Source organism: Paenibacillus sp. JGP012 (assembly GCF_014203995.1).
Lineage (GTDB): Bacteria > Bacillota > Bacilli > Paenibacillales > Paenibacillaceae > Paenibacillus > Paenibacillus silvae.
Window position 1 is genome coordinate 13,076 of record NZ_JACHKG010000008.1, and the last position, 23,504, is coordinate 36,579.

Here is a 23,504-nt window from a genome sequence, read left to right on the forward strand (position 1 = left end):
GGAGCACATGGATCAATGGATTAAACAGGCTGTAAAACGAGCAGGAAGAAAAGCAGGCCTTGCATTGTTAAAGGTGCTTGCGCCTTATGTCCTGCCCATCGTTGCTTTTATTCTGGTCCTGATGTTAGGATATTTCATTATTTTTGAAATGCCGAAACAAGCGATTATGGAGACGTATGAACATGCCAAAGATCAGGTGGCTGGATTCTTTTATGGAACGAAGGAAGAAGAGGATCAACAGATTTTTGAAACGTATCAGCGTCTCGCTGAACGTTGGCGTGAGGGTTTAACCGCCGAAGAAGAATTTCAAGTGGAACCCTATACCTTCAATTGGGAATGGCTGGCGCAAGTGGATCGTTCATTGAACGATCCTTCTTTTTTGAATACCATTTTGGACGATTATGCGAAAGAAGTCGTACTGAAACCCGAGGAAACCTTTGAAGAAGTGCGCCCCAAGTTTAAATGGAATGACGCTGAGATCGTTACTGTTAAAGAAGTCTGTGTGCAGAAAGAAGGGAAGGAGGGGGAGGTTGAATATGCGAAGTCAACCGTGACGGAGCGGCAGCCTGTACGCTTGTTGCAGCAGGCAAGAACGATTCAAAATGAGTACAACTATACGTATGCTTCGGAGACATTGACGGAGACAGTATCCTCCCCCTGCGGTACGCTGACAACGAAGGTGACGCAGGACAAGTTACAGCAGATCAAGCCAATGCACAAGGAGGATTGGGAGCCTTTACGCGAGATTTTAATCGCCCATGGTGCTAAACGGTTGGAAGATCAGGATTTTCTTTTAGAATACTGGCTGTCCTATCTCTCGGATTATGATGGTGAGGGCGGCGGTTTGAACGAGGGGTGGACACCCATTTCAGGAGATTTAATTTGGCCCACCAAGGGTGATCGGATCACATCGTCATTTGGTTATCGAATTCACCCGATTACGGGGAAAAAGACACTCCATGCGGGTGTAGATGTAGGTGTGCCTATCGGCACGCCTGTTTATGCTGCAAAAGCAGGAACAGTAATTTTTGCGGATTACATGGGTAAAGCAGGGAATGCCATTATGATCCAGCATGAGGATATGGAAACGAGATACTACCACTTGAATAAAATTAAGGTCGAAGCTGGACAAGAAGTACAAGCTGGTGAAGAAATTGCGGAGTCAGGGAATACGGGTGGCTCCACAGGACCACATCTTCATTTCGAAGTACGTGTGAACGGAAACCCGGTAAATCCGCTTCTTTATTTTGGTTACACTGTAACAGCAGATATTTTGACCTATCGTTCGCTTAATATTTCTGTCATGTTGGAATGGTTAAACAAACGAAATTCAATGTTGGCTACAAAAGAGATTTTAACCATGATTGATGATGCGGCTAAAGCACAGGGGGTTGATCCCTATCTGCTTATTGCTATTACAGGTGCAGAGCAGGGATTTGTACCGAAATCGAACAAGTATGCCAATCAAATTGTTAAAAATCCATGGAATGTGTTCGGGAGTTGGAAAGAGGGCAAAGGGTCCACACTTACAACGAAAGAAGCCGCTGAAATTGCAGCCAAAACGATTGTGAAATTATCTAAAGGCAAACCGGCTACAGCAAATTCAATTGCCTGGTTAAGTGATCCAATGAATCCAAGTGGTGTATATGCTGAAGGTGGAGATTGGGTAGGGAATGTATCTAACTTTTATCAGATGTTATCGGAATTAAGAGATTGACAAATAAGGATTATCCCGGTAATATCAATTTCAAATAGGTCGAACAGATGGCGAAGCTTTACGGTTGAACATGTAAATAAATACCAAAAAAACAACTCTCTAATATGAGGGTTGTTTTGTTTTGCCTGAAAGCAGAGGAGGTCAGCAATGAAATCAAAAATACAGATGGTGTTTTTCATTCTTATATTAGGTTTGGTGATGATTCCACAACATCTCATACATGCTGGATCAAGTGAGCCATCATCGGTGACACAAGAAATAAAGAAGGGTTCACAAACATTTAGCCCTGAAGAAATAGGCAGCCGCATGGAGGAAAAAGGGACCGAGCTATTCGGAATGGTTCGTTCAGGAAGCAAGCTGTACATTGCGGTAGCACTCATCGTGTTTTTTCTTCTTTTATTCGGAGGCATGATTTTCAAGAAGTTGTTAACCTGGGCCTTTATTTTTCTATTCGTTGCTATTCTAGGTTTCCTCATTTTAAATTATTGGCCACAGATCATAGACGTTGTTTTAGCAATCATTTCATGGTTCTTTGAAGGGGGAGCGAAGGGTGAAGCTACATCTGGTGTTTGAGCCTTCCATCTTAACGCCTCTTGTACAGGCTCTGCATACTCAAGGTTACTCGGTTTCAGGAACTGATGTGACACTGGAGCAGTTTGCTATTGCGGCAACTGCTAAACAGATTGATGCAGATGTGGCTATTGTGGATGGAAGTCTTGGTGTACTACGCAAGCAAGAAAGTGTCGGTTGGCTCAAAGAAGTGCGTATGCGCATACCCGACATGCGAGTGATTGTGGTTCTACCAGAAGCGGATCTCGATTGGCAGCGAAGTTTGGGCATGTATGGAATATATGATGTATACCTAGCGGAAAAATTTCGTTTGGAAGACGTACAGTATTGGATACAGACGAAGAAGACCTTAGCAGATGTTCCGCAGCTTCACGCGACCGTTGCTGGACACAAGGCTGAACATAAGGTGGGTTTCTCGCTAGAAAAAAATAAAGGCAAGATACAGACCATTTTGGCAGATTGGACGAAAGGGTTTAAACGTACTGATCGAAGGCCCGGGCCCACGATTGAAACGACTCCAACATCAGAAGAAGAACGACTACCCGAAGAACAGGAAAAAGAGGAAGTGGAAGCATCGTCTGGAACGTTGGAGGTTCAGGAAGCAATGGTTGAACGAACTGAGCATCAACCCGAACAAACCCGTTCGCTACAAATTCCTCAGCCCTATATCGTCGCTGTAGGTGGTTTGGCAAGTCGGAGTGGCAACACACATACAGCAATTCAAATTGCTTACGAAATCGCCAGTCAAGGGATCAAAACGGCATTTATTGAATATCGTAGTAAACCGAAAACCTCGGATATCGTGAGTTTTGCAACCGACTTTGATGGCTTACAATTTCATCATCAGGGAATCGACTTTTTTCCGAATCGAAGCCCAATGGATGTAGCCGAAATCTATACGCTAGAGTACGAAGCCATTGTACTTGATTTAGGGGTTATGGTCGATGAATTGGAAAACAGACTTGAGTTAAATTCGGCAGCGCAAGAGTTTCTGCGTGCTCCCTTCCAGTACATGACCGTTTCGGCAGCACCGTGGGATTTACATTTTATTGTCCAAAACTCAAGTCAACTTGCGATGCTCATGCGGAAATCATCTCTGGTAATTAACTTCGCGGACGAGAACATGATTAAGGAGTTTAGAGAAATGTTCCCAGCGGTGACTTCTATCTTAAATCCGTTACAAGCCAATCCTTTTACCTCTGCAGGTGGATTGGCCCACTGGTTGGAACGTCCGAAGGAAAAAAGAAAACGTTGGTTTGTTCATTAACCGAAGCCTCTGCTCTTTCCTGAGCAGGGGCTTTTTTTGTCTAAAGAATGAGGGGGAAGTTGTGTGCCTCTTTGATCATGATACAGAAAGGAGAGAGAGATCGGTGTTATTTGGAAAGAAGAAAGAGAAAGGATTGGCGAATCCGGCTAAAGGCGTAATGGTTGCTCTGTGGAATCCGGCAGGAAGTGATCCGACCTTGCTGCTCCAGCGTCTTTTGAATCTGGTGAATAAACAGGAAGAGACTGCTGTTGTCGTGGAGCTTCCATGTATTGGTTTACCACGAGTGGCATATCGCTTGGGCATTTCGGAGCTAAAACACGGACAGACAGTGGACCAACTCTTAATCGACTATGATCGGGGAATGTTAGCAGGGGTTCATGATTATCTGCAACATTTTGAGGGGTTTGATGGATTACTCATTCAGCCGAAAAGCAAAGTAGATAGTCCTACCTTGATTAAGCTTCAGCAGGACAAGACGTTGAGCGAATTGCCAGCATATTTGAAAGTTCATTTGTCAGGGTATCACTATATCTTCGTTGTGTTGCAGGGACAGTTAATTCATCCGATGAGCTTCTTTTCATTACGAGAAGCGAATCATGTGGTATTAAACATGGATGAGCCTGTTGAATTGATTCGGGCATATGCTGCGTTTAAAGCATTACGTCAAGATTATGCGGTGCAGAGCATTCAATTGTTCAGTGAGTCGAAGAACAGTAACTTTAACGAGGAAACCATTCTTCATCGGCCTGAACAACTGCTGTTAGCATGGAGGGAGGCAGATCATGGTAATCGGAGTAATCAATCCGGCAGAGTACGTGCAGTACCAACGACCTGAAATCAAAGCCTCAAGCGCTCGTAGTAAGAGTGATGATGAAAGCTTAAAAACATTGTTGGAACGAACTCAACAATACCTTATCACCAATTACAACGATGAATTTGTACGAGCAATTATTGATGAACAGGCCAGAAATCGGGTTAGATATCACATCTCAGACTACATTCGAGATCAACGGGACTTAAAGTTTACGATGGACATTGGAGACGTTATTGACTACATCCGTACAGAAATTACGGAAATGGGTGTGCTGCAACCCGCGCTGGATGATCCAGCCATTAGTAGTATTGAGATTAACGGCCCCGCAGAGGTCATTGTTGAACAAAACGGTTTTCCTGTTCATATGACAGAAATCCGGTTCCGAGATAATGACCATATTTATCAGACGATTGATAAAATGCTTATGCCGATTGGCAAAACACTCACTGCGAATGAGCCAGTCATTGATGCGAATTATCGTGGCTTTCGAATTAACGTCATCATGGATGTAACCAAGGGCGGTGTCAGTACCCATAGCCCGATCATCTCCATTCGTAAATTTCCTCCAGACGTTTTTTCAGATGCGGATTGCATTGCCTATGGAAACATGTCGGATATGATGGCACAATTCCTTGAAGATATTTTGCCGTATGGAGCCAAAGTTATCATTGCAGGAGGAACAAACAGCGGGAAAACAACTCAGCTTATTCGACTACCGCAATATTATGATCGACTAACACGATTTTTTTGTATTGAAGATTCGGAGGAAATGTTACTGAAATCGAAAACGTCCTATCAGGACTACCCCAACATTGCGAGTGTCATTGTTAAAGAGCATGAAGATGAACGAAAGGCTTATCTGATCCCCAAACTGGTGAAGACAAGCTTACGCCAGAATCCCGATGTCATTTTGATCGGGGAAGTTCGGGACGAACATGCAGCCAGCCAAGCACTGGTAGCAGCCAATACTGGGCATATTGTACATCTCACCATTCACGCGAATGGAACGGAGGAAGCAGCGGTACGCTTCTTACAACTTTCTGGTAACAATCCAATGACTGCATCTCAGATCGCAATGTCGTTTGATTTGATTGTTTATCAGAAGTATGAAGCAGAGACGGGTAAACGGGTTGTATTTGAAATTGGCGAATTAATCCACTTTGAAGGAGAGAAGCCCGTGATTCACCCAATATTTCAATATGATCCTGTTCATCGTCGTTTTAGTCAAACAGGGAAGCTAACGAAGCTCAGACGAAAACTCACCACTGAAGGTGCTCCTACGGATATTATTTCTCGCTGGTGCGGGGAGGAGTGAGAGAATGCCACTATGGATGAGCTTTAGTTATTTCTTTGTCCTTGCTTTGATCACCTTGATCTTGGTTATTCCCAAAACAAATCAGAGTAAGAGTTTTTCACTATCGAAGGTACTTGGTTACGAGCGTATACGGAAAGAGGCTGAAACCGTGGGGTGGTCGCTGACCTTTCGTGAGTTCAGCTTTTTGATACTGATCTCTATTGCTTTGATTGGGGTGATTGCCTTATTTACAGGTAATTACTTCTTCATCGCTTTAGGCACAGTTTTGTGTTTTACAGTACCGAGAACCATTGTACTCAAGGTGAAACGGAAGATCAGACAAAACGTTTTGTTCGATCTTCCTTCAAATTTGCGCCTGTTTATCAGCAAACTCACCGACTTCCCAAATGTGCAGAAGGCATTGGAGAATGCAGTGCTTGAAATGGATGGGGTGACGAAGCCCGTGTTTGAAAAAGCATCTAATCAACTTCGTGTAGGGCTACCTGTTGATCGGGTTTTTGATGAAATGGTTGGTGAGTTCCGAATCCGAAAAATGGAGGACTTTTTAGACAAGTTGAAATTGGCCCAAATGGAAGGATTTCATGCTCAGTCGCTGGATAGCTTGAAAGAAACGGTCGAAGAGATCGGGGAGGATATCACACAGATTCAAGAGCTGGAGCTTGAAGCGAAAAGCAAAAGGAGACAGCTCTTTACGGTTATAGGTATGTCGTGGATGATGCCCGTTATGATGAGTATGATGAACAACGGAAACGCCAATGTATTTCTAAATACATTGCATGGTCAAATTTACATTGTTTCTTTTGCGGCAGCTACGCTGTATGCGATAGGGAAGGGTGACGATTATCTGTCACTCAATCTTGATAAAATTTAAAGGGGAGGATGCTTCTTGATTGTATCCAGTATGTTGTTGTTTGTATCTGTGTTGCTTTTGACTGGATTTATGATGAAGAGCTGGTTGCCTGGCTTTGAGCTGGAGGAGCGCTATGCAAACCAGGCCGCAGTGTTACAGAAAAACAATAAAGAATTGCGTCAATTGAAGATGGACCCGGTGACTCAGTTCTTTGCAAACCGATTGATGCCAAGGCTTATGAATGTACAAATTCCAGTGTTTAACGGGAAACTTCGGTGTATGTACAACTTACTAGGAAAAGAAAACACCTTCGAGGAAGAACTTGCTGACAAAGTGATGAAATCACTTGCCGGAAGTCTTCCTTTTTTAGTGCTGCCTTTTTTACTTCAAATGCCTGCATTATTTTTAGCGATCCCGTTAGCAACGCTCGTTTTTTTCTTGGCTCAACTGGGTGAGATCACTAAAGCTTACAAGCGAAGACAAGAGGAGATCACAAGGGACTTACCCCAGCTTATAAGCAAAATGATGATTGCTCTGGAAACAGGTAAATCGTTTATGACGACAATTCATCGTTTAGAAGATACGAGCGGCCCTCGTATGAAGAAGATGCTCTCTCGTTTGAATGCAAACATTCGCATTATGAAGCTCACAGATGCCATCGACTTATTTGCGGCTGAAACGGATGTACCCGTGATGAGGGACTTCGCAGCTGCCGTCAAGATCGGAGTAAACAATGGATATGGTGATGCGAAGAAGTATTTTGACAGCATTAAAGGTGATCTTCGAAAGTTACGGTTGGCAGCACTGAAAGAAGTGACGCGCAGCCAGCCTCAAAAGATTAAGTTGTTGTACGTTCTCGTAGCGGTTCATGCATTTGCCGCAGTTATTATCGCATTTATTGATATCTTTTCAGAAATCCAAAATTTATAACTATTCGGAGGTCAAGACAATGAAAAAGTCCATGAACAATATGGTGAAAAAAGTAGCAGGTTGGAGACAGGGTGTGGAATCAAAGGTAGCTTATCGGATTGAAAGTACTGTTCTTCGTTTGATGCGTCCTTTGCAAAATCAGCAAGGGGCTTCTATCGTTGAAATTTTAGGCTATGCGTTACTGTGTGTGCTTGCCATTGTCGTTGTGTGGGGTCTTATCAAAGGCTGGTTGCCTACGTTCTTCCAATCCATCACAGGCAAATTAGATAACCTGTCTTAATACTTCATACGTGCAACTATAGAAGGAGGGGAGAGTTTGAAATTCAAGATATGGTTAGCCCCGCTTCGGAATAACCGAGGAGCTGTTGGTTCCATTCCACTCATTTTTTTCGTGATGGTGGCCTCTGTCTTTCTCTATCTTGGTATTGATGTATACGGTTATATCTCACAGCAGCAGAAGCTGACCATTGCCAGCAATGAATTACTTGAAGTCATCAAAGCTGAAAATGGATTTGATGCCGTGAACCGTGAACAATTTGATCGTTTGCTCCAGAAGACCGGAATTGATCCAGCCCAAGTAACCTTAATAGCTACACCTAAGCGTGTAGATCGAGGGGACCCGGTTACTGTGGAAGCAAGTATGGTGTATGAGTGTATCGGGCTGAAGCCATTAGGGAAGACGGTAAAGCTTCCTATACGTGTACAAGCGAATGGCTTGGCCCATACATTTTTCCGATGAAGGAAGGGATGGCCTATGTTCCGCAATTTGGCGCTGATTTTATTCGGCGCCTTTGCTTTATTTTTTCTGACTGATTTTCTTGTGGTGTACAACGCTCATTTAAAGATTGAAAAGGCAGTGGAACAAGCACTGGACGGAGCAATCATAGCCAGCACACAGGAAATCGAGAATCAGCGGGGACGTTTAGAACTGAATGAAAATGTAGCAGTTGGAGCGGTACACAATATTCTCAAAGACAATTTGAAGCTGAATGTAAATCTGATGAATGAGCATTTTTCGGATAGTGTATTGAAGGCCACTGTGACGTACTTAGGAGTAATCCCAAGAATCGAAGCTCAATTTGATACCAAGGTGCAACTAATTGCAGGAAAGATTTTTGGACTAGACTCGTTTCCATTGACGATTACACGTCATACGCCATATTTAGGTGAATTTAAATAGGAGAGTGGGAGTCATTGAAAAAACTGTGGAATAAGGCAACACGCCGAATTTTTATTGTGGCTGTTGCTTTGATATTGGCTGGAACTGCCGTAGTTATTCAAAGCAATATTGTTAAACGTCAAACAACAACGGAGCTTATTTATGTGGCAAAAGAGAACTTGCTTCCCTATAGCTTGGTTGAAGGGATGTTTGTTCAGCGTAAGGTAGTGCAAAGCGAGATTCCGGATGATGCAATTCGAGATTTGAAAGAATTGAACGGCGAAGCATGGGTAATGTCAGATGTTGGTATTCCCGCTGGAGTGCCGGTATCGAAATCCCTTCTTGTCCCAGCCAAAGATAGCAAATATGGTGAAAGCCTGGAATTGAAGGATGGAGCGATGTTTGTAGGGGTGCAGACCGACCAAGTGAAGAGTGCGGGTGACATGATCAAGCCAGGAACAGTAGCGGATGCTTATGTCTACATTCAAGGGGCAGATCGGGAGCCTGCACGTCTAATTACTCCAGCAGATGATCCTCTTCTGAAGGGACTTCTCATTAAAGAACGGCAAAATCAAAATGGTTACGAGCCTCAAAGAGAAGGAACAGGAAATCAAAACCCGATCCCATCTATCGCTGTAGTAGAAACTACCGACTCTAAAGTTGCAGCAGCGCTTATTCGTTATCAGGAAGAAGGGAAAGTGTATTTTACGCCGACTGGAGTAGCGCTGGATAGCGACATGATAAAGAAAAAGGATGATAAAGGTTCTGTCGAATGACAGAGCTTTTTTCATGACATTTTGATAGGAGGAAAGTAAATGTTCAGGAAAACGATTAATTTATTTCTGTCATTTATCGTGCTAGTGTCTTTGTTATTTGGAACAACTACTCAAGTATTAGCGGATGAAAACGTGCAGATCAGTATTAAAGCTGATCCAAAGATTGATGTTGCTCTTGCCGTTGGTAATAACTCGTGGTCCTTGAGTAACTTCACTCAAGACTTACTCAGTAGACTCGCTAACAAAGGCATTAATACTGAACAGATTCAAATACAATCTGTTCAAACATCTACAGTATCCAGTAAAGATGCTGATGCCGCAACGATCTTTAATTCGTGGCAAAAGTATCCTCTTAATTCAGGAGATATATTTAAAGCAAACTGGCAACTAAGTGGGGATGAGATTTATACTACAGCCAATGTGCATTGGACAGGCTTTTGGGATTCGACAAAGCAACAAACAACGAATCAAACCATTCAATTTTCTACAATGTCAACGGATCATGATCCATGGGGATTCACTTTCCGTATGAAGCAAACGGGTTCAGATAGCTATTCGTTTTATGCTCTGGAATGGGACCCAAATCATAAGATACTAGCTTTAGCCAAAATCACGAACTGGACCCCAAGTGCAACTGATCCTATGCATGGTGGTCCCTTATATCATGGCGTAGTTAATGCATCCGACGGGTACTATACTGGAAGTTATTATGAGAACGGATACGGTGGTTCGTTATCGAATGCAAGTGGCAAAATATTAAGTAGAGTCCCATATGCGGTAACGTCAGGACAGTGGGATAACGCTAAGATTATAGCGAATGGGAACAATACTCAGGTTTGGGTCAATGGAACAAAATACATTGATTTTACGGATACGTCTTCTCCATTCTTACAAGGCTCTTACGGACCCTATGCGGCCAGTAATCCGAACTCACATTTCAAGAATGTAAGCATTACGACTGAAACTGCAAAGAAATTCACCGAGGTCATTCGTCAACCGATCTGGAGAGAAGGCTCTAATCGCTTCCTCGTAAACCTTGAAAATAACGTGGTTTCAGACTTGGATGACGCTCAAGCTTCAGCAGAAATCCTGACCCGTATGATCAGCAATGAGGTTAGTTATGTAGGGCTGGGAACAACTACAAATCAAACGCAAGTGGAACGCTTGGTAGCGCGTAACAACAGCAATGGAACATTCATTAATAACAGCGTGTATAGCTCGGCTATGGATCAGCTGTCAGACTACATTGCTTCTAAGGTTAGAAGAGTTGGAAATGAGCAATACATGATTTTGGATGAAGACAACCATCTTGAAGTCAATCCTTCTCCCTTACAAAAGAACACTCAAACAGCGGATTATCCTGAAGGGCGCTGGAAAATAGAACATGATAGTACGTATTTTGAGAACGGCTCAGGTCAAGTTCCATGGAGCGGAAAATGGCAGAAGGATTTACCTTTAACGTTTGATAAGCCCGGCCGATATGAATTGTGGTTTGGCACTGATCATCCTAATCCACAGTTTCTGTACGTTCACCGTAGGCCAGTGGCAGACTTTGCTTTGAAGGTCACCAAAGGCTCAGCTAATTACTCTATTGATGTTAAGGATCGATCCTATGATCCAGATAAAGAATCTTCATCGAACAAGGGGATTTCACAAACGGAATGGAAGTGGAGGGAAACAACGGCAACTACATGGAATGACGGATTAATCCCTTCCAATCTCCCCGTAGGTAAAGATTACTTGTTACAGCTTCGAGTTTTAGATGAACAAGGGGCTTGGAGTCAGCCTGTAGCACGTTATGTCTCTACAGGTTCTAATGCACTGAAGCCTATTGCAGACTTCAAATTACCTACTCAGGTGACAACGTTTAAACCTTTAAATATTGAAGAGCAGTCCTATGACCCAGGAGGGAGAGTGATTACTCAGAAAATCTGGAGCATAACAAAAGATGGCAAAGAAATGTACACGGGTTCCACGATGATTAACGATTTTCGGAGTTTGGGATCAGGGAATTATACAGTATCGCTTAAAGTGTTAAATGATAGCAATCTGTGGTCAGACACGTTTCAAAGAAATGTCACAGTAACGGAGGATTTAGCAGCGCCGACGATTTCATTCAGCCCTACTAAGTTAAACTGGACAAGTGAGCCGATGGATATAACTCTTACCTATTTTGACGATAGCGGCTTAGCTAATACATGGTATAAAGTTACTTCGTCCGAAGAGTCTCCTTCCACATGGGATACCGTAGGTTCCGGTATTCAACATGTTACTTTAAATCGTGAAGGGCAATGGTATATCCACGCTAAGGCACAAGATTTGGCGGGTAAAGTGACTACATCCGTTGGTGGACCGTATCAAATTCAATATCGACTTGAAAAACCAAAGTTAAAGGTAAATCAAGTCACAACCAATTCTATTGCTCTTGGCTGGACATTACCTTCTACAACGGCTACAGATGGTATTCAATATGAGATCATCAATCAAACAACGAAAGAAGCTTGGACAATAGATTATCCAACAGATCAGTTAACAGATAAGAAGTTAGAAGCAGGTACGGAATATAACTACGTAATCAAAGTGAAAAATCATGTTGGCGAGACGGTAGGAGACCCCTTAAAGGTAGTAACTCTTCCTAATAAGGTAGATGGGATCAAGATCGGATTTGAAGATCATCAGAGTGGTAAAGCGACGGTCTCATTTTATCCCGTTCCTTCAGCTACGGAGTATATTTTTGTCTTGTATGAGTCTTCGAAAAATGGACCCGAAAAAGTATCTGAGCAGACTTGGCAGGAGGCAGGGACACACGTTATTGGTAATTTGAAAGCAGGGACTCAATACTTCACTTCATTGGTAGCGAAAAATGAATCGGGTTACAGTGAAGTGGTTAGCAACGGGTTTATCTCATTGCCTTCTGCGCCGGGAGAGTTCAAGATTGTTCAAGTTACAGATACCAAGGTTGATTTGAGCTGGCTACCCTCTGAAACAGCAACACGTTATCAATTGCTACGTTCGCTACAAGAAATATACGAAGGAACCGAGCTAAGTTACACTGATGAGGATTTGAAGTCAGCTACAGCATATGACTATCAATTAGCTGCTAAAAATGACAGTGGATTTGGCGACATTGCAGATTTGGATGTACTCACATTGCCGAGCAAGGTAGCTGTCACAATAGAAAAAGTAACGGATTCATCCGTTGAGCTTAGTTGGAAAGCTGTTCACGGGGCTGATACGTACATCGTCATGTTAAAAGGAGATCCCGTGCTTGAAACTTCAGCAGATCAAAATTATGCTACGGTTCGGGATTTAGAAGCAGGCACTAACTATGAACTATCTCTAGTAGCACAAAATGAGAGCGGACAAAGTGTACCAGACGTTATTCATGTCAAAACTTTACCTGCCTCACCTACGCATACTGCAGTTAAAGAAATACAGGAAACATCTGCTGTGCTCCATTGGGATACCATGACTGGAGCGGATAAGTATAAGTTAAAGCTTGATGATCAGGTGTATGAAATTTCGAAACCCGAACTTGAGTTAGAAGGGTTGGTTGGAGATCAGGAATATTCAGCAACGATTCAGGCTGGGAATGAGTCAGGCTATGGAGAGGCCACCGAGTTTAAATTTGTTACCCTACCGTCAGCTCCCGAATTGAAGGTCGATAAAGTAACATCTAATACTATGATCGTAAAGTGGAGCAAGAAGCCCAATGCGACGAAGTATAAGATTTATGATGAAAATAAGAAGAGTATAGCTGAAACAGAGAAATTGAGTTATACGTGGGCTAAGCTTGAAGCGGGGAAAACGTATACTTTTTATGTTTCAGTTGTCAATGAGAGTGGAGAAGGGGCCAAGACTAAGGTAACGCAACAAATGTTACCTGGTGGATGGGGAAGCACTGACAGTGAGTTGAACCAAGTGGTACAAGTATCTGGAGTCACTTTGGACTCTGTAGTAGTGAGTTGGAAAGCAGCCTTGGGTGCGGAACAGTATAAAATTGTAGATGCCAAAGGCAACTCACTGGGGCATGCTGCAACTCCTACAACATCCTATACGGTGTCTGGACTGAATAGTAGTACAGATTATTCAGGATGGGTATTAATCCCACTCAACGATGCTGGCGAGGGAATTCCTGCACCTATTCCTTCGTTTAGAACCTTAACTCCTTATTATGGTGGAAATGAGACTGTCCCGGTTAAGAAAGAGGAACTACTACAGCCAAAGCAAGAACCTTCTAGCGAGACTCAGCTCCCAGTAAAGGATACACCTAAGTTCGAGGATATTGATCGGTCCTTTGCGAAAGAGGCGATTCTTGCGCTTTTCGAGAAAGGTATCGTGAAAGGTGTTTCAGATAAGAAGTTTGAACCAGAAAGACAAGTCACTCGTGTTGAATTTGCATCAATGCTAGTCCGGGCATTGGAACTGCAAGAGTCATCAGATGTTAAACTTACCTTTGTGGATGTTCAGCGAACAGCATGGTACGCTCCTGAGTTGGCAGCAGCGGTAATGAATGGAGTAGCTCATGGTTTCAGTGATAAGGAGTTTAGACCGTTCGATATGGTTACCCGCGAGCAAGCCGCTAAAATGATTTCTAATGCAGCATACGATCATGTGCCTACTGCCGAAGTCAACTTCAAAGACAGTAATGTGATCGCTTCTTGGGCTAAACCAGAGGTAGCGGCCCTCACTGTAGAGAAGATCATTACTGGCTATCCTGACGAAACATTTAAACCTAAGCGCAATCTGACTCGTGCAGAGTGTTCTGTATTGATTTACAGAGCACTCAGCGTATTCTCTAAATAGTCATTTCTTTTGAAGATTCTTTTGAAGAGCCGTCCTGTTGCGGGGCGGTTTTCCATATTGTAATGAAAAAAAATATTGGAGGAAAAGGTATGTCAGATGTTACGGTTAGGCACTGGAGACGGGTCAATTATTTTGTAATGTGCTTACTTTTGTCTATAGGGATTGGATTGGCAATTCCTTCTCTGAAAGAATTCTATATGGAAGCACCAGACGAATTTTGGAGTCGTGTCACAGTACTTTATTCCTCTATCGCATGTGTTGCTTTTGGAATCTATGCAATTCTCTTATTTGCGCTTCAAATAGAACCGATACCGTTAATAAGAAAAATATTCCTAACTTTGAGATTTACTTTTCTGGCCCCACTTGTGCTGATATCAATTCTTTGTCTGTATGAGTTTTTGTGGCTAACAGTAATTCTGCTGTTTGTATTAATTAGCATGTGGGCACAAGTTTATGAATCCCGCCATTACGGGATATGGAAAGACCTTTTCTTCAGTATTAAATACGGAGTGAAGGTAGCATGCTTCTCTTTTTCACGCCTACGTTCATTCAGGAGAGTTGAGAAGATTGAAGATGAGGAATAATTAATGAAAAAAGAACGAACAAAAGTTCTTGCTGCTTCTTGATTTTGGAAGTATAATGGAGTTAGCCCAAAAAGTAAATTCAACCAATTTCATATATTCTAGTTCAGTAACCCCTTGACAGGGGCTATTTTTAGTTTATAGGGATATTTTGAATTTGCCTTGTTTGGCATGCAATTAGAAGAACACTGGATAAAGCATTCATACTTAAAATACATTGATGAGGTGAAGAATATGTGGAAAAAGAAAGTATCTATTGCGGTTTTGTCAGTAATGATGTTGTTTGGAACTGCTGTCTCAGCATCGGCAACTCAACAAAATGTGAGCGTAAAGGTCGATAGTAAGCGGGTTTCTTTCCCTGATGCTCAACCTTATTTTGAGAGTAGCAGAGTCATGATTCCAGTACGATTTGTGAGCGAGTCTCTTGGGGCAAAGGTATCTTATGGCAAAGAGTCTTCAGGTAACAAGGTTAATCGTGTTGTAACGATTAAGCTGGGTGACAAGGTGATCTATATGACGGTGAACAGTTCGAAGGTGCTGGTTGGTGAACAAATCATTACGTTAGATGTGCCGGCTCGTTTACAGGAAGAACGTGTATACGTTCCATTACGGTTTGTATCTGAAGCGCTAGGAACACAGGTTAAATGGAATCAGGCTCAGAAGCTGGTGAGTATTAGCACGGGATCTGGAGTTACTGAGCCGGAGGAAGAGACGAAGACTCCTAGCACGGGGATGTACAAAGTAGGATTTGAGTGGCCACGTGAGCAAGAATTGGGAAAAACGTTATTTGTAAACAATGTGCAAGTGAAGAACGGAAAATTGACGTTTACTTTGCCTAAAAATGCAGAAGGAGGCAGCAAGTATACAGACGATGGATCTTCGGTGAAGCTCATTCCTGGCAAAACATATACTTTTGAAATTGGGAAAGGAGCTGGCTTTTTATCCATATCAAAGCCTGAATCGAAAGGCGATCAGTGGGAAGGGTATTATATATTCCTAGATGCAAACTATGTTGATGATATCAAGGCACTATTCGGGACTGTTAAGGAAGGGGTTGTTGTTGCGGGAGTTGGGCAAGGGGTGTCTCCATTGTCTGAAGTAATTAATGATGCAAAGAAATTAAAATAATCAGAAGAGTTAAAGCCTGTCCTGGATTTATAAAGGGGCGGGCTTTTTTGTCTAAAGATGAACACAACCATCTTGAGAGAAAGGAGCATTTATTTGAGTAAACGAATCATCAAGAAAGGATTATTGGTTTTTGCCGCCAGTTTTACTTTGATGCTATCAGTTCTATCGGTTTCAGCGGCAGCAATTCCAATGTTGTATGATCATGTGAAATGGGAGTATGGAAAGGAGGAAATAAACGGATTTACAGGCTATGTTCCTGCCCTAGATAAACAGGTCAGTAGTAATCCTTGGCAATTGGATCAATGGGCGGGGATGTTTACTTTCTCGGATGGTAAGACAAGAATTGTCCCGAACTATGATGTTTTTAACGTCAAGAGAACCCCTGAAGACAAAAATTTCTCGAAGGAAAATGGTTTTGGTTTGATCTTCAAAAGTGAGTCGGCACTTGGGGATTTCTTTGATACCGTCTGGTCTGGACAATCTATATCATCCAAGCAACGTGAATATTTTAAAACTAAATTTTCATCGAATGCGAATGATCCAATTTTTATAGAGGGTCATGAATATTATTACCGAGTGCAGTATAGGAATGAGTTTCTCCGTACTGCGGGAATTGTGCAACGCATGGGCATTAAATTCAACAAAACCGAAAAGGTCAATGACAACTCGTATCGTGCACACTTCGATGTTTCCCCATGGCCGGAACTTACAGTAACACAAGGAAAGCAACTCGTCATGAATCTGTCTGCCTATGGATACACGGAACGTAATGTCCGGCTGGTCGCTGTGAAAAAGGGTGATTTTCCCGAAATGAGTAAAGTGGTAAGTCTCACGGATGGGAAACTACTCCGGGCCAGTGATCCAACCTATACTGATACGATTAAATTCAACGCTAAGGACATTGTTAAAGTGTTGGGTACAGAAGTGGATATCATTCTCGAAGACGGCTATGGTCGAACAGCAATCAAGTCCGTTACCTTACCAAAAGAAGATCAGAACATGGACTACGTTCCGACCAAATTGACACTTACCGATGGAGGGCAGCTTTGGGTCAAGTATAGATACAATGGAGAGGAGATTATTCCATCGGACTATATGAGTGAGCGGGGAATGCCGATGATAGCCAAGGTAAAGATAGGGGGAGCTGCAACTGCTGAATTTTCGTTGCCATCCATGAACAAAAGCATTCCGAAGAGCCTTAAAGATGGACAAGAAATGAGCTATTTGCTTGGTAAAATAGAAATCAGTGATGCACCAGGCAAGTATTATATTAAAGTGGATGCAATGATTAACAATCCCAATCATCAGGATCGGGCGTTAGAAGCGCCTTCCAAAGCGTATGATAACAACGGTATTCATGGAGAATGGCTCATTGAACGAAAGGGACCAGAAAATGACCTCATTGCCCAATCCATTACCGCCAGCCCGTCTGCACTAACATTAGGACAATCTTCCACCGTAACGGCTAAGGTGAAAAATGTCGGAGGTACAGACGTCTCGAATGTCTTGATTCGATTTATCGAAGATGGTCAGAAGACGATCTATGAGACACGTAAGACCATGCCAGCCAATGCACCGATCACTGTAGGTGGTTTTAAATGGACAGGAGATGTTGGAATACACAGTTTAACTGTGGTGGTTGATCCCGATAAGGAGAAGCCTGATAAAGACCGTACAAACAATGTTGCCATGACAGGCTGTTCAGTGAGCAAGAATGGTGGCGATGCCTATTGTGATACGACCAAGCCTACAGCAAGTTGGGACGTTACGTATCCGCTTATTACGGGTTATCCAACCAAGACACGAACAGTAAGCTGGACGGATTCAAAGGGGAATACGAGAACAAGTAGCGAAAGTTATGTCGATTACAGCGATCCGATTTGGGAGAATCGGAAGGTGACGTATAACGAGAAATTAACTGTTAAGGCAGAACTGGATACGAAGCAAGGAATTGCTACGGACCCTAAAAATCCGAAGGATGAAGATCGGGAGAGCCGTGGAAGCTGGGAGATCATCCCTTGGGCAAAGGAGAAAAAGCTGAATCCTAATGAGGTTACTCGTGCTGGTTATGGTGTTGAAATCAAAGTTCAGACAACGTATACCACGGACTGGGAAACGAAAGTGCCTAAAGGTTTAGAAGGAACCGCAAAGCCGATTGGTGGAGAACTTAAGGGTCCAACAGAAGTGAGAGCATATATTTGGGATAGCCGAGGGAAGTATGTGACAAGTATCGGTCTGGTGAAAACCAGCGGGGATAATAAGACAGCAACTTGGGAACTGCCAAGGGAGCGTTTTAAATCGAAGTTCTTGGATATTTATGAGCGCAAGTTTTATACGGATGTAAAAGCACCTGATGGAGAATACACATTTAAGATCGTTGCAATGCATGCGGGTCAGCATGATCTTTCGTCGTGTTTCACGAATAAGATCACGATATTCGGTAGTATGTACGATGATTGGCAAACCAAACGGGATACATCAGCGTGGTATTAATACAAGTAGTCTAAAGTTTTTATAGGGGCTATAACTATAAAATAATATTGCATGTATGATTTTTCGTTTGTATAATAAGAATATAAGAAAGGGACGGTTGCACCCGTCCCTTGCAACAGCCGCTTCTAAGGGCGGTGGCTGTAAGTAGGTAATTGAAATAGACTTACCTTACCAGGGGCGGTCTATTTCTTTTTGTTTTGATTATTCAGTGCAATGACGATGGTAACCATCAACGTCAGTACATCTTTCATCTCAACAGGCATCACCTCCCTTCAGGGAGACTAGCCGACCGCCCTTATGCCATTCTTTTGCATTTCCAATTATATCATAATCATTTAGGAGCAGTCTCTTAGGAGGCTGCTTTTTTTATGCATAAAGTAGAAACATATTTTAAACGAAGAGGAAGGAGAGAAGCATTGGAACTGTTGTGGATTGACTTACCGCTATTCGTGATTTTGATATGGGCAACGTATACCGATATAAAGAGCCGGATAATTCCTGATAGATTGGTTTTTAGCGGATTGTGCTACTTCCTTGTAATACGGATAGGGTATGCTGATCAACCGTATTTTCATTACTTGCTCGGTGTGATTGCAGGAGCGGGCATCTTATATATCTGTGCATTAATTCGACCGGGTTCCTTTGGTGGCGGGGATATCAAGTTACTGGCTGTTGTCGGGGTTGCGCATGGATGGCAGATATCATTGATTTTTCTATGCTTAGTTTTTTTCATGGCAGGTATGTTCGCTGTAATAAAGTATCTCATATGGAAGAATAAAAACAGTCTAATTCCCCTATCTCCATTTTATCTTCTAGTTAATATAGTAATTTGGCTATTCTCTAAGGGATACTCTTGAGAATTGCACTGGATGTAATTAACAAACATAATTGTAATTTGTTAAGATAATCATACATTGTGAACCAAAAATATTAATAAAGGAGCGATTTATATGAGTGACAAAATACCTGGTTTTCCTGATGGGGCTGATTTTGATGCAAGTAAGAAACATGAATTCACCGCTAGATGGGAATTTCATCGAGATGCAATGCGTGGTGGACAGAATTACGGTGAAGATTTTAAAGCCCCAGATGGTACTGTAGTTGTAGATTTTGAAACTCACACGACATCTGATCATAATACTAAAGGTGCGCCTGATATTCGTCCATACATTGAGGACAGAGGGATGTACAGAGTCCCAAGAGGTGTCCATGTGGGGCATCGTTTGACGCCGGATGATCTTCCAGGAGGCGCTGGGGCTGGGTTCACTGGTGATATTAAAATGACAGTTGTAAACGAAGTTGATTGGTTTAACGTGGCTGTTAAGGGGCCTCACTAAATCGAAAAATGAGATTAATTTAGCTTCCGTCAAAATAAGACGGGAGCTTTTTTTTGTTAGTAAAGAATGAAGGGAGATGATGTAGTGGCTTTAATGACTAGAGAAGCTATTTTAGAAGAGCTCTTAAAAGCAACCATTGCGAATGAAAATATGATGTGGATGCTTGCGGCTTTAAAAATGGCAGATCGTCCCGTCCAGAAAGAGCAATTGCGTGATGTTACCAATGAGCTTTATAAAAAGATTCATCCAGAAGTTGAGGAACTCCCTATCCGATCACGACATTTGCTGGATGAAGCTGCCGCTATGTTGGAAGGGGCAGCACTCGTTCATGTCGCTGAAGTGGCAAAATCTAAGCGATATACATTGTCGCTACTTGGACAAGAAGTGCTGCATTACAGGCATGAGCGAAATTTAAAGGGGAAGGAAGTTAAACAATGAACATTAGTTTGAAGTATGGATTTTGGGGATTGGGAATGGGAGGGACATCTATTGCACATGCCTGTGCTGGTATTAAACTATCTGCTAAAAATCCACAACGTCCGTATACTGCTTTACTCGTTAATAGTAATGAGATGGATCTCCTGAAGCTGCCAGATTATCCGAACACCAAGAAGATGATTTTGTTGGGATATGAGCGTGGTGTAGGTCGAGATATTCAGCTCGGACAAGAAGCTTTTAATACTCACAAAGTCATCATATCGGAGATGGTGCAAAGCTATTTTAGTGATCGGGACTATATTTTTATCTCTTGTGGCCTCGGTGGTGGAACAGGAACAGGAGCAGTTATTGAAGCGATTCGATTATTGCATACAACTGGTTTTGCAGGACGATTTGGTTTGCTGCTTACCTTGCCACGTCGGAATGAAGGCCGCAAGGTATTAGACAATGCGTTGCAACGTCTGCAAGTCATTAAAAGAGCAATGCAGGGACTTGGAGCTATTGTCGTCGTGGATAATGAAAAGCTATTTCAAACTGGTTTGAATCAGAATCAAAGTGTGGAGGATTTCATGAGGTCCAGCAACCGTCATGTGGCTCGGCTTCTCCATGATCTGAATACGGTGACTGCCAGCTACAAGCCATATGGCAGTTACCACTTCGATGCCTCAGAGTGGTTGAATATGCTCAAGACAGGAGGGTGTTTGCATATTGGGAAATGCACACTATCTGCCCAAGCGGTTGATTTGGCATCTCCTGTGACTTACATGGATGTGTTGAAGCAGAGTGTGCTTCATGGAGAGCTTTCGACCGGGTATGATCTGCAAGGAGCCACCAGTAGCGCAGTGAGTATCGTAGCCGATAGCTCAGCGGCAAAACGACTGTTTACGCACTCTTTTGTGGAACAGATTCAATCCTTCCTTCATGAATGCACGCCGATTCTGGACGAGAACCCTGTAGCAACCTATGTCGGGGATAAGTTAGGTCAGGTGACGATCTATACCGTATTTGCCGGACTCAATTTCCCGAACAGCGTAACGGAGCTGACAGAGGAGCTGGCAGAGCTGGAACGAAAGGCACAAGAGCGCAGCCAGCAAACAGATACGATTGCAGTAGCTTTGGCTGGATTTAAGTCACAAGGGAAGAAAGAGCAAATTGACTTGGAAGCTTTGCTGTCGGATGAAGCCTCTTCCTCAGCCCCCGACACAGATATTCCAAAAGACCCGTTCAGTTTTTTAGACAATTTGAAGTGATACGCTTCAACAAAAGACATGTGCGGCGGATACAGGGTGTTTACAAATGAATATTTTCAAATGTCCATAAACAAGTGATGCACATAAAAATCATCAAGAGAATGGGAGTGATTCAGATGAACCTTACGCCAGAAGAAAATGTCAGATTATCAGTGAATGAGATGTACAGACATTACCTAAACATTGAAACCATAGAAGAATTGTACCGCCAAGCGGTGATGATGTCTCAAGCATTGGGATGGGAACTATCGCAACGTCGTCATTTATTGCCTGATCGGGAAGGGAACAATGTCGATCCAGTGATATATCCTCCATGTTATTTTCAGGAGTTGAGTATTGGTGGAAATCTTGTTTATCAATTTGACTATGAGGGAACACTTCCACTCTACATGAAAAATAAGCCGTATGAAGATAAAATCAGAGCTTATTATCAAGGGGCAATGATCGAGTCTCTTGCTGGACGAAGTTTAAGGAAATTTGACCAGGCATTTATTTATGTATGTCATTTCTTTAGTAATTTACAAATCAGAGACTTGGATAATCGCAATCGAAGACATCTGATTAATGCAATACGATCAGCACAAATTATTGAAGATGATAGATGGGAATTCATAGAAATCATGGATTCGGGTTATCTCGATCCTCAGAAACGGAATCATATTGAACTGTTCATAACAAGCCGCGAGAACGCCATGAATTTGGTTGAATATGTGAGGGATAAGATGAGAAATAACCCTGAAAATTAGGTGGTATACAACCCGATAGACGAGGTGGAGTAAAACCACCCAATAAAGAAGTTGTTTAACAAGGGAGAAAACCTTGCTGTTATTGAGTTTTTCTTGATTTAAAGCCGGGCCAAACTGGGAAAAGTCATGGAGAGGCTACCGCACAACGCAGTTGAAAGGTAGACTCGGAATGACCGTCCCCAGCACGCAGTCTGAATCCAAGCCAAGCCTTGCTAAACAGAGCCAATACCGCGAAAGTAATTTCCAGCAGAAAGGAGGTTGTCACATGCCAAGGCAGCGTGAGTGGACAAAGCGGGATGTAGATATATTGTACGAATTGTACAAAGTGAGAGAGATGACAAAACAGCAGATTTTGCAGTCGTACTTTGAGGGAAACGAACGCTATGGGAGCAAGAGGTTGTATGTGCTACGAGGGGAAGGACTGGTTACATCCGAAATTCACGGAGGAAATGGACCAGGGGGAAAGCGAGTTCGAACCGCGTACTATCGTTTGACAGCACGCGGTTTGGAATTGCTGCGGAAGAAGGGAGTCGTAGAAGAAAGTAAGTACCGAGCGCGGGATCTGGAACTTACGGTTCAGCAGCGGCAGTACATCATTGATGCGAATGAACTTCATATACGCTTGCCGGAAGTGGTTTATATGGACTCCCGTGTGATCAAACGAAAATATAAACTGAACCGAGGTAATTTAACAGTCGGTGGTTTCAGTAATGAGCATGGCGATTACATGATCTTTATCCTGAACGCAGATGCGAAGGAAACGACATTGCAAAAAATTCTGATGGAAATCAAGGCAAAGAAGTACATTAGCGGGTATCTCGTATATTACAAGAGTCCGTCCGTTAAACGAGCTTTTGAAACACTCTGTCATGAGCAGGCATTAGTAACTGGGGGCGTGCCGCTGTATATGCTTCCGTTTGATACGAAGGGTATTGAGATAACGAGGCAGTATATTTTATCAACAAACGCGTTTTCAAACCTGCAAGAGCTGTTGTCTTCTTACGGTACGCTGACCAGAGTCAAAGAGGGCAGTAATAAGCACGGATTCCTATATGGAATGCGAAGAGAAGATGGGCTGCTAACACCATATGTTGTTGAAATGATCACAGGCGACATCATGATTTTGAAACGCTGTTTACGAAATTACAACGTAGATGCATATCATAGGGAGGGGCGAAGAGTCCTTCTTTTTTGTCATGAAGATGAGGTGCAGCGGTATAGAGACGAACTATTGAGTGTGACCTATGTGGATGTTATAGGTGTTCCGAAGCTGGTCATGGAAAGCTCATTTGAAGGGCGTGATGCTATAACGTAATTGTAGGTTTAG

General features: G+C 42.7%; 21 protein-coding genes. All 21 read left to right on the forward strand.

Going from position 1 to position 23,504, the window contains the following annotated elements; all coding sequences use genetic code 11:
- The first annotated feature begins 7 nt into the window (after nt 1-7).
- The 21 genes from HNR77_RS12155 (at nt 8) to HNR77_RS12255 (ending at nt 23,492) form a co-directional block, all read left to right on the forward strand.
- Nucleotides 8-1,717: a M23 family metallopeptidase gene (locus HNR77_RS12155; RefSeq protein WP_184184293.1), complete on the forward strand. Its 1,710-nt coding sequence runs from the start codon at nt 8-10 to the stop codon at nt 1,715-1,717.
- A gap of 147 nt (nt 1,718-1,864) precedes the next feature.
- On the forward strand, nt 1,865-2,290 hold the full coding sequence (locus tag HNR77_RS12160; protein WP_184184296.1) for a hypothetical protein: 426 nt from the start codon (nt 1,865-1,867) through the stop codon (nt 2,288-2,290).
- On the forward strand, nt 2,268-3,554 hold the full coding sequence (locus HNR77_RS12165; RefSeq protein WP_184184298.1) for a DNA-binding transcriptional response regulator: 1,287 nt from the start codon (nt 2,268-2,270) through the stop codon (nt 3,552-3,554). The genes HNR77_RS12160 and HNR77_RS12165 overlap by 23 nt, the downstream gene beginning before the upstream one ends.
- A 103-nt stretch (nt 3,555-3,657) precedes the next feature.
- Nucleotides 3,658-4,389: a hypothetical protein gene (locus tag HNR77_RS12170; RefSeq protein WP_184184301.1), complete on the forward strand. Its 732-nt coding sequence runs from the start codon at nt 3,658-3,660 to the stop codon at nt 4,387-4,389.
- On the forward strand, nt 4,337-5,683 hold the full coding sequence (locus HNR77_RS12175) for an ATPase, T2SS/T4P/T4SS family (RefSeq protein WP_184184304.1): 1,347 nt from the start codon (nt 4,337-4,339) through the stop codon (nt 5,681-5,683). The genes HNR77_RS12170 and HNR77_RS12175 overlap by 53 nt, the downstream gene beginning before the upstream one ends.
- Before the next feature lie 4 nt (nt 5,684-5,687).
- Nucleotides 5,688-6,554 (forward strand): type II secretion system F family protein, encoded by an 867-nt coding sequence (locus HNR77_RS12180; RefSeq protein WP_184184307.1) that lies wholly within the window; start codon nt 5,688-5,690, stop codon nt 6,552-6,554.
- 15 nt (nt 6,555-6,569) lie between these two features.
- Nucleotides 6,570-7,463: a hypothetical protein gene (locus tag HNR77_RS12185; protein ID WP_184184310.1), complete on the forward strand. Its 894-nt coding sequence runs from the start codon at nt 6,570-6,572 to the stop codon at nt 7,461-7,463.
- 19 nt (nt 7,464-7,482) lie between these two features.
- Nucleotides 7,483-7,743, forward strand: coding sequence for a hypothetical protein (locus HNR77_RS12190; RefSeq protein WP_184184313.1), 261 nt, complete (start codon nt 7,483-7,485; stop codon nt 7,741-7,743).
- A 36-nt stretch (nt 7,744-7,779) separates the two neighbouring features.
- Nucleotides 7,780-8,202, forward strand: coding sequence for a DUF4320 family protein (locus tag HNR77_RS12195; RefSeq protein WP_184184316.1), 423 nt, complete (start codon nt 7,780-7,782; stop codon nt 8,200-8,202).
- Between the two features lie 15 nt (nt 8,203-8,217).
- Nucleotides 8,218-8,643, forward strand: a complete 426-nt coding sequence (locus HNR77_RS12200; RefSeq protein WP_184184319.1) for a hypothetical protein — start codon at nt 8,218-8,220, stop codon at nt 8,641-8,643.
- Between the two features lie 14 nt (nt 8,644-8,657).
- On the forward strand, nt 8,658-9,398 hold the full coding sequence (locus HNR77_RS12205) for a CpaB family protein (protein ID WP_184184322.1): 741 nt from the start codon (nt 8,658-8,660) through the stop codon (nt 9,396-9,398).
- Between the two features lie 39 nt (nt 9,399-9,437).
- The gene (locus HNR77_RS12210) at nt 9,438-14,204 is read left to right on the forward strand and encodes a fibronectin type III domain-containing protein (RefSeq protein WP_184184325.1); all 4,767 of its coding nucleotides are present in this window, start codon (nt 9,438-9,440) and stop codon (nt 14,202-14,204) included.
- A gap of 62 nt (nt 14,205-14,266) precedes the next feature.
- The gene (locus HNR77_RS12215; protein WP_184184328.1) at nt 14,267-14,788 is read left to right on the forward strand and encodes a hypothetical protein; all 522 of its coding nucleotides are present in this window, start codon (nt 14,267-14,269) and stop codon (nt 14,786-14,788) included.
- Nucleotides 14,789-14,956: 168 nt separating this feature from the next.
- Nucleotides 14,957-15,913: a copper amine oxidase N-terminal domain-containing protein gene (locus tag HNR77_RS12220; protein ID WP_260410543.1), complete on the forward strand. Its 957-nt coding sequence runs from the start codon at nt 14,957-14,959 to the stop codon at nt 15,911-15,913.
- A 57-nt stretch (nt 15,914-15,970) separates the two neighbouring features.
- Complete coding sequence (locus HNR77_RS12225; protein ID WP_260410544.1) at nt 15,971-18,406, forward strand: CARDB domain-containing protein; 2,436 nt, start codon at nt 15,971-15,973, stop codon at nt 18,404-18,406.
- Between the two features lie 368 nt (nt 18,407-18,774).
- The gene (locus HNR77_RS12230; protein WP_184184331.1) at nt 18,775-19,263 is read left to right on the forward strand and encodes a prepilin peptidase; all 489 of its coding nucleotides are present in this window, start codon (nt 18,775-18,777) and stop codon (nt 19,261-19,263) included.
- Nucleotides 19,264-19,356: 93 nt separating this feature from the next.
- Nucleotides 19,357-19,743 (forward strand): hypothetical protein, encoded by a 387-nt coding sequence (locus HNR77_RS12235; protein WP_184184334.1) that lies wholly within the window; start codon nt 19,357-19,359, stop codon nt 19,741-19,743.
- Between the two features lie 66 nt (nt 19,744-19,809).
- Complete coding sequence (locus HNR77_RS12240; RefSeq protein ID WP_184184337.1) at nt 19,810-20,181, forward strand: hypothetical protein; 372 nt, start codon at nt 19,810-19,812, stop codon at nt 20,179-20,181.
- Nucleotides 20,178-21,431, forward strand: a complete 1,254-nt coding sequence (locus HNR77_RS12245; RefSeq protein WP_184184340.1) for an FtsZ/tubulin family protein — start codon at nt 20,178-20,180, stop codon at nt 21,429-21,431. Before HNR77_RS12240 ends, HNR77_RS12245 begins: the two co-directional genes overlap by 4 nt.
- 116 nt (nt 21,432-21,547) lie before the next feature.
- Complete coding sequence (locus HNR77_RS12250) at nt 21,548-22,177, forward strand: hypothetical protein (RefSeq protein WP_184184343.1); 630 nt, start codon at nt 21,548-21,550, stop codon at nt 22,175-22,177.
- Nucleotides 22,178-22,442: 265 nt separating this feature from the next.
- Nucleotides 22,443-23,492 carry a replication-relaxation family protein gene (locus HNR77_RS12255; RefSeq protein WP_184184346.1) on the forward strand — a complete coding sequence of 350 codons (1,050 nt, stop codon included), beginning with the start codon at nt 22,443-22,445 and terminating at the stop codon, nt 23,490-23,492.
- The last annotated feature ends 12 nt before the right edge of the window (nt 23,493-23,504 follow it).

Bases quoted from the DNA above. Each gene is read 5' to 3' on its own strand.
- HNR77_RS12175 (WP_184184304.1), top strand. From the start codon at position 4,337: ATGGTAATCGGAGTAATCAATCCGGCAGAGTACGTGCAGTACCAACGA.
- HNR77_RS12210 (WP_184184325.1), top strand. From the start codon at position 9,438: ATGTTCAGGAAAACGATTAATTTATTTCTGTCATTTATCGTGCTAGTG.
- HNR77_RS12200 (WP_184184319.1), top strand. From the start codon at position 8,218: ATGTTCCGCAATTTGGCGCTGATTTTATTCGGCGCCTTTGCTTTATTT.
- HNR77_RS12180 (WP_184184307.1), top strand. From the start codon at position 5,688: ATGCCACTATGGATGAGCTTTAGTTATTTCTTTGTCCTTGCTTTGATC.
- HNR77_RS12230 (WP_184184331.1), top strand. From the start codon at position 18,775: ATGCATAAAGTAGAAACATATTTTAAACGAAGAGGAAGGAGAGAAGCA.
- HNR77_RS12240 (WP_184184337.1), top strand. From the start codon at position 19,810: ATGAAGGGAGATGATGTAGTGGCTTTAATGACTAGAGAAGCTATTTTA.
- HNR77_RS12155 (WP_184184293.1), top strand. From the start codon at position 8: ATGGATCAATGGATTAAACAGGCTGTAAAACGAGCAGGAAGAAAAGCA.
- HNR77_RS12250 (WP_184184343.1), top strand. From the start codon at position 21,548: ATGAACCTTACGCCAGAAGAAAATGTCAGATTATCAGTGAATGAGATG.
- HNR77_RS12190 (WP_184184313.1), top strand. From the start codon at position 7,483: ATGAAAAAGTCCATGAACAATATGGTGAAAAAAGTAGCAGGTTGGAGA.
- HNR77_RS12235 (WP_184184334.1), top strand. From the start codon at position 19,357: ATGAGTGACAAAATACCTGGTTTTCCTGATGGGGCTGATTTTGATGCA.
- HNR77_RS12160 (WP_184184296.1), top strand. From the start codon at position 1,865: ATGAAATCAAAAATACAGATGGTGTTTTTCATTCTTATATTAGGTTTG.
- HNR77_RS12245 (WP_184184340.1), top strand. From the start codon at position 20,178: ATGAACATTAGTTTGAAGTATGGATTTTGGGGATTGGGAATGGGAGGG.
- HNR77_RS12220 (WP_260410543.1), top strand. From the start codon at position 14,957: ATGCAATTAGAAGAACACTGGATAAAGCATTCATACTTAAAATACATT.
- HNR77_RS12215 (WP_184184328.1), top strand. From the start codon at position 14,267: ATGAAAAAAAATATTGGAGGAAAAGGTATGTCAGATGTTACGGTTAGG.
- HNR77_RS12225 (WP_260410544.1), top strand. From the start codon at position 15,971: ATGAACACAACCATCTTGAGAGAAAGGAGCATTTATTTGAGTAAACGA.
- HNR77_RS12255 (WP_184184346.1), top strand. From the start codon at position 22,443: ATGCCAAGGCAGCGTGAGTGGACAAAGCGGGATGTAGATATATTGTAC.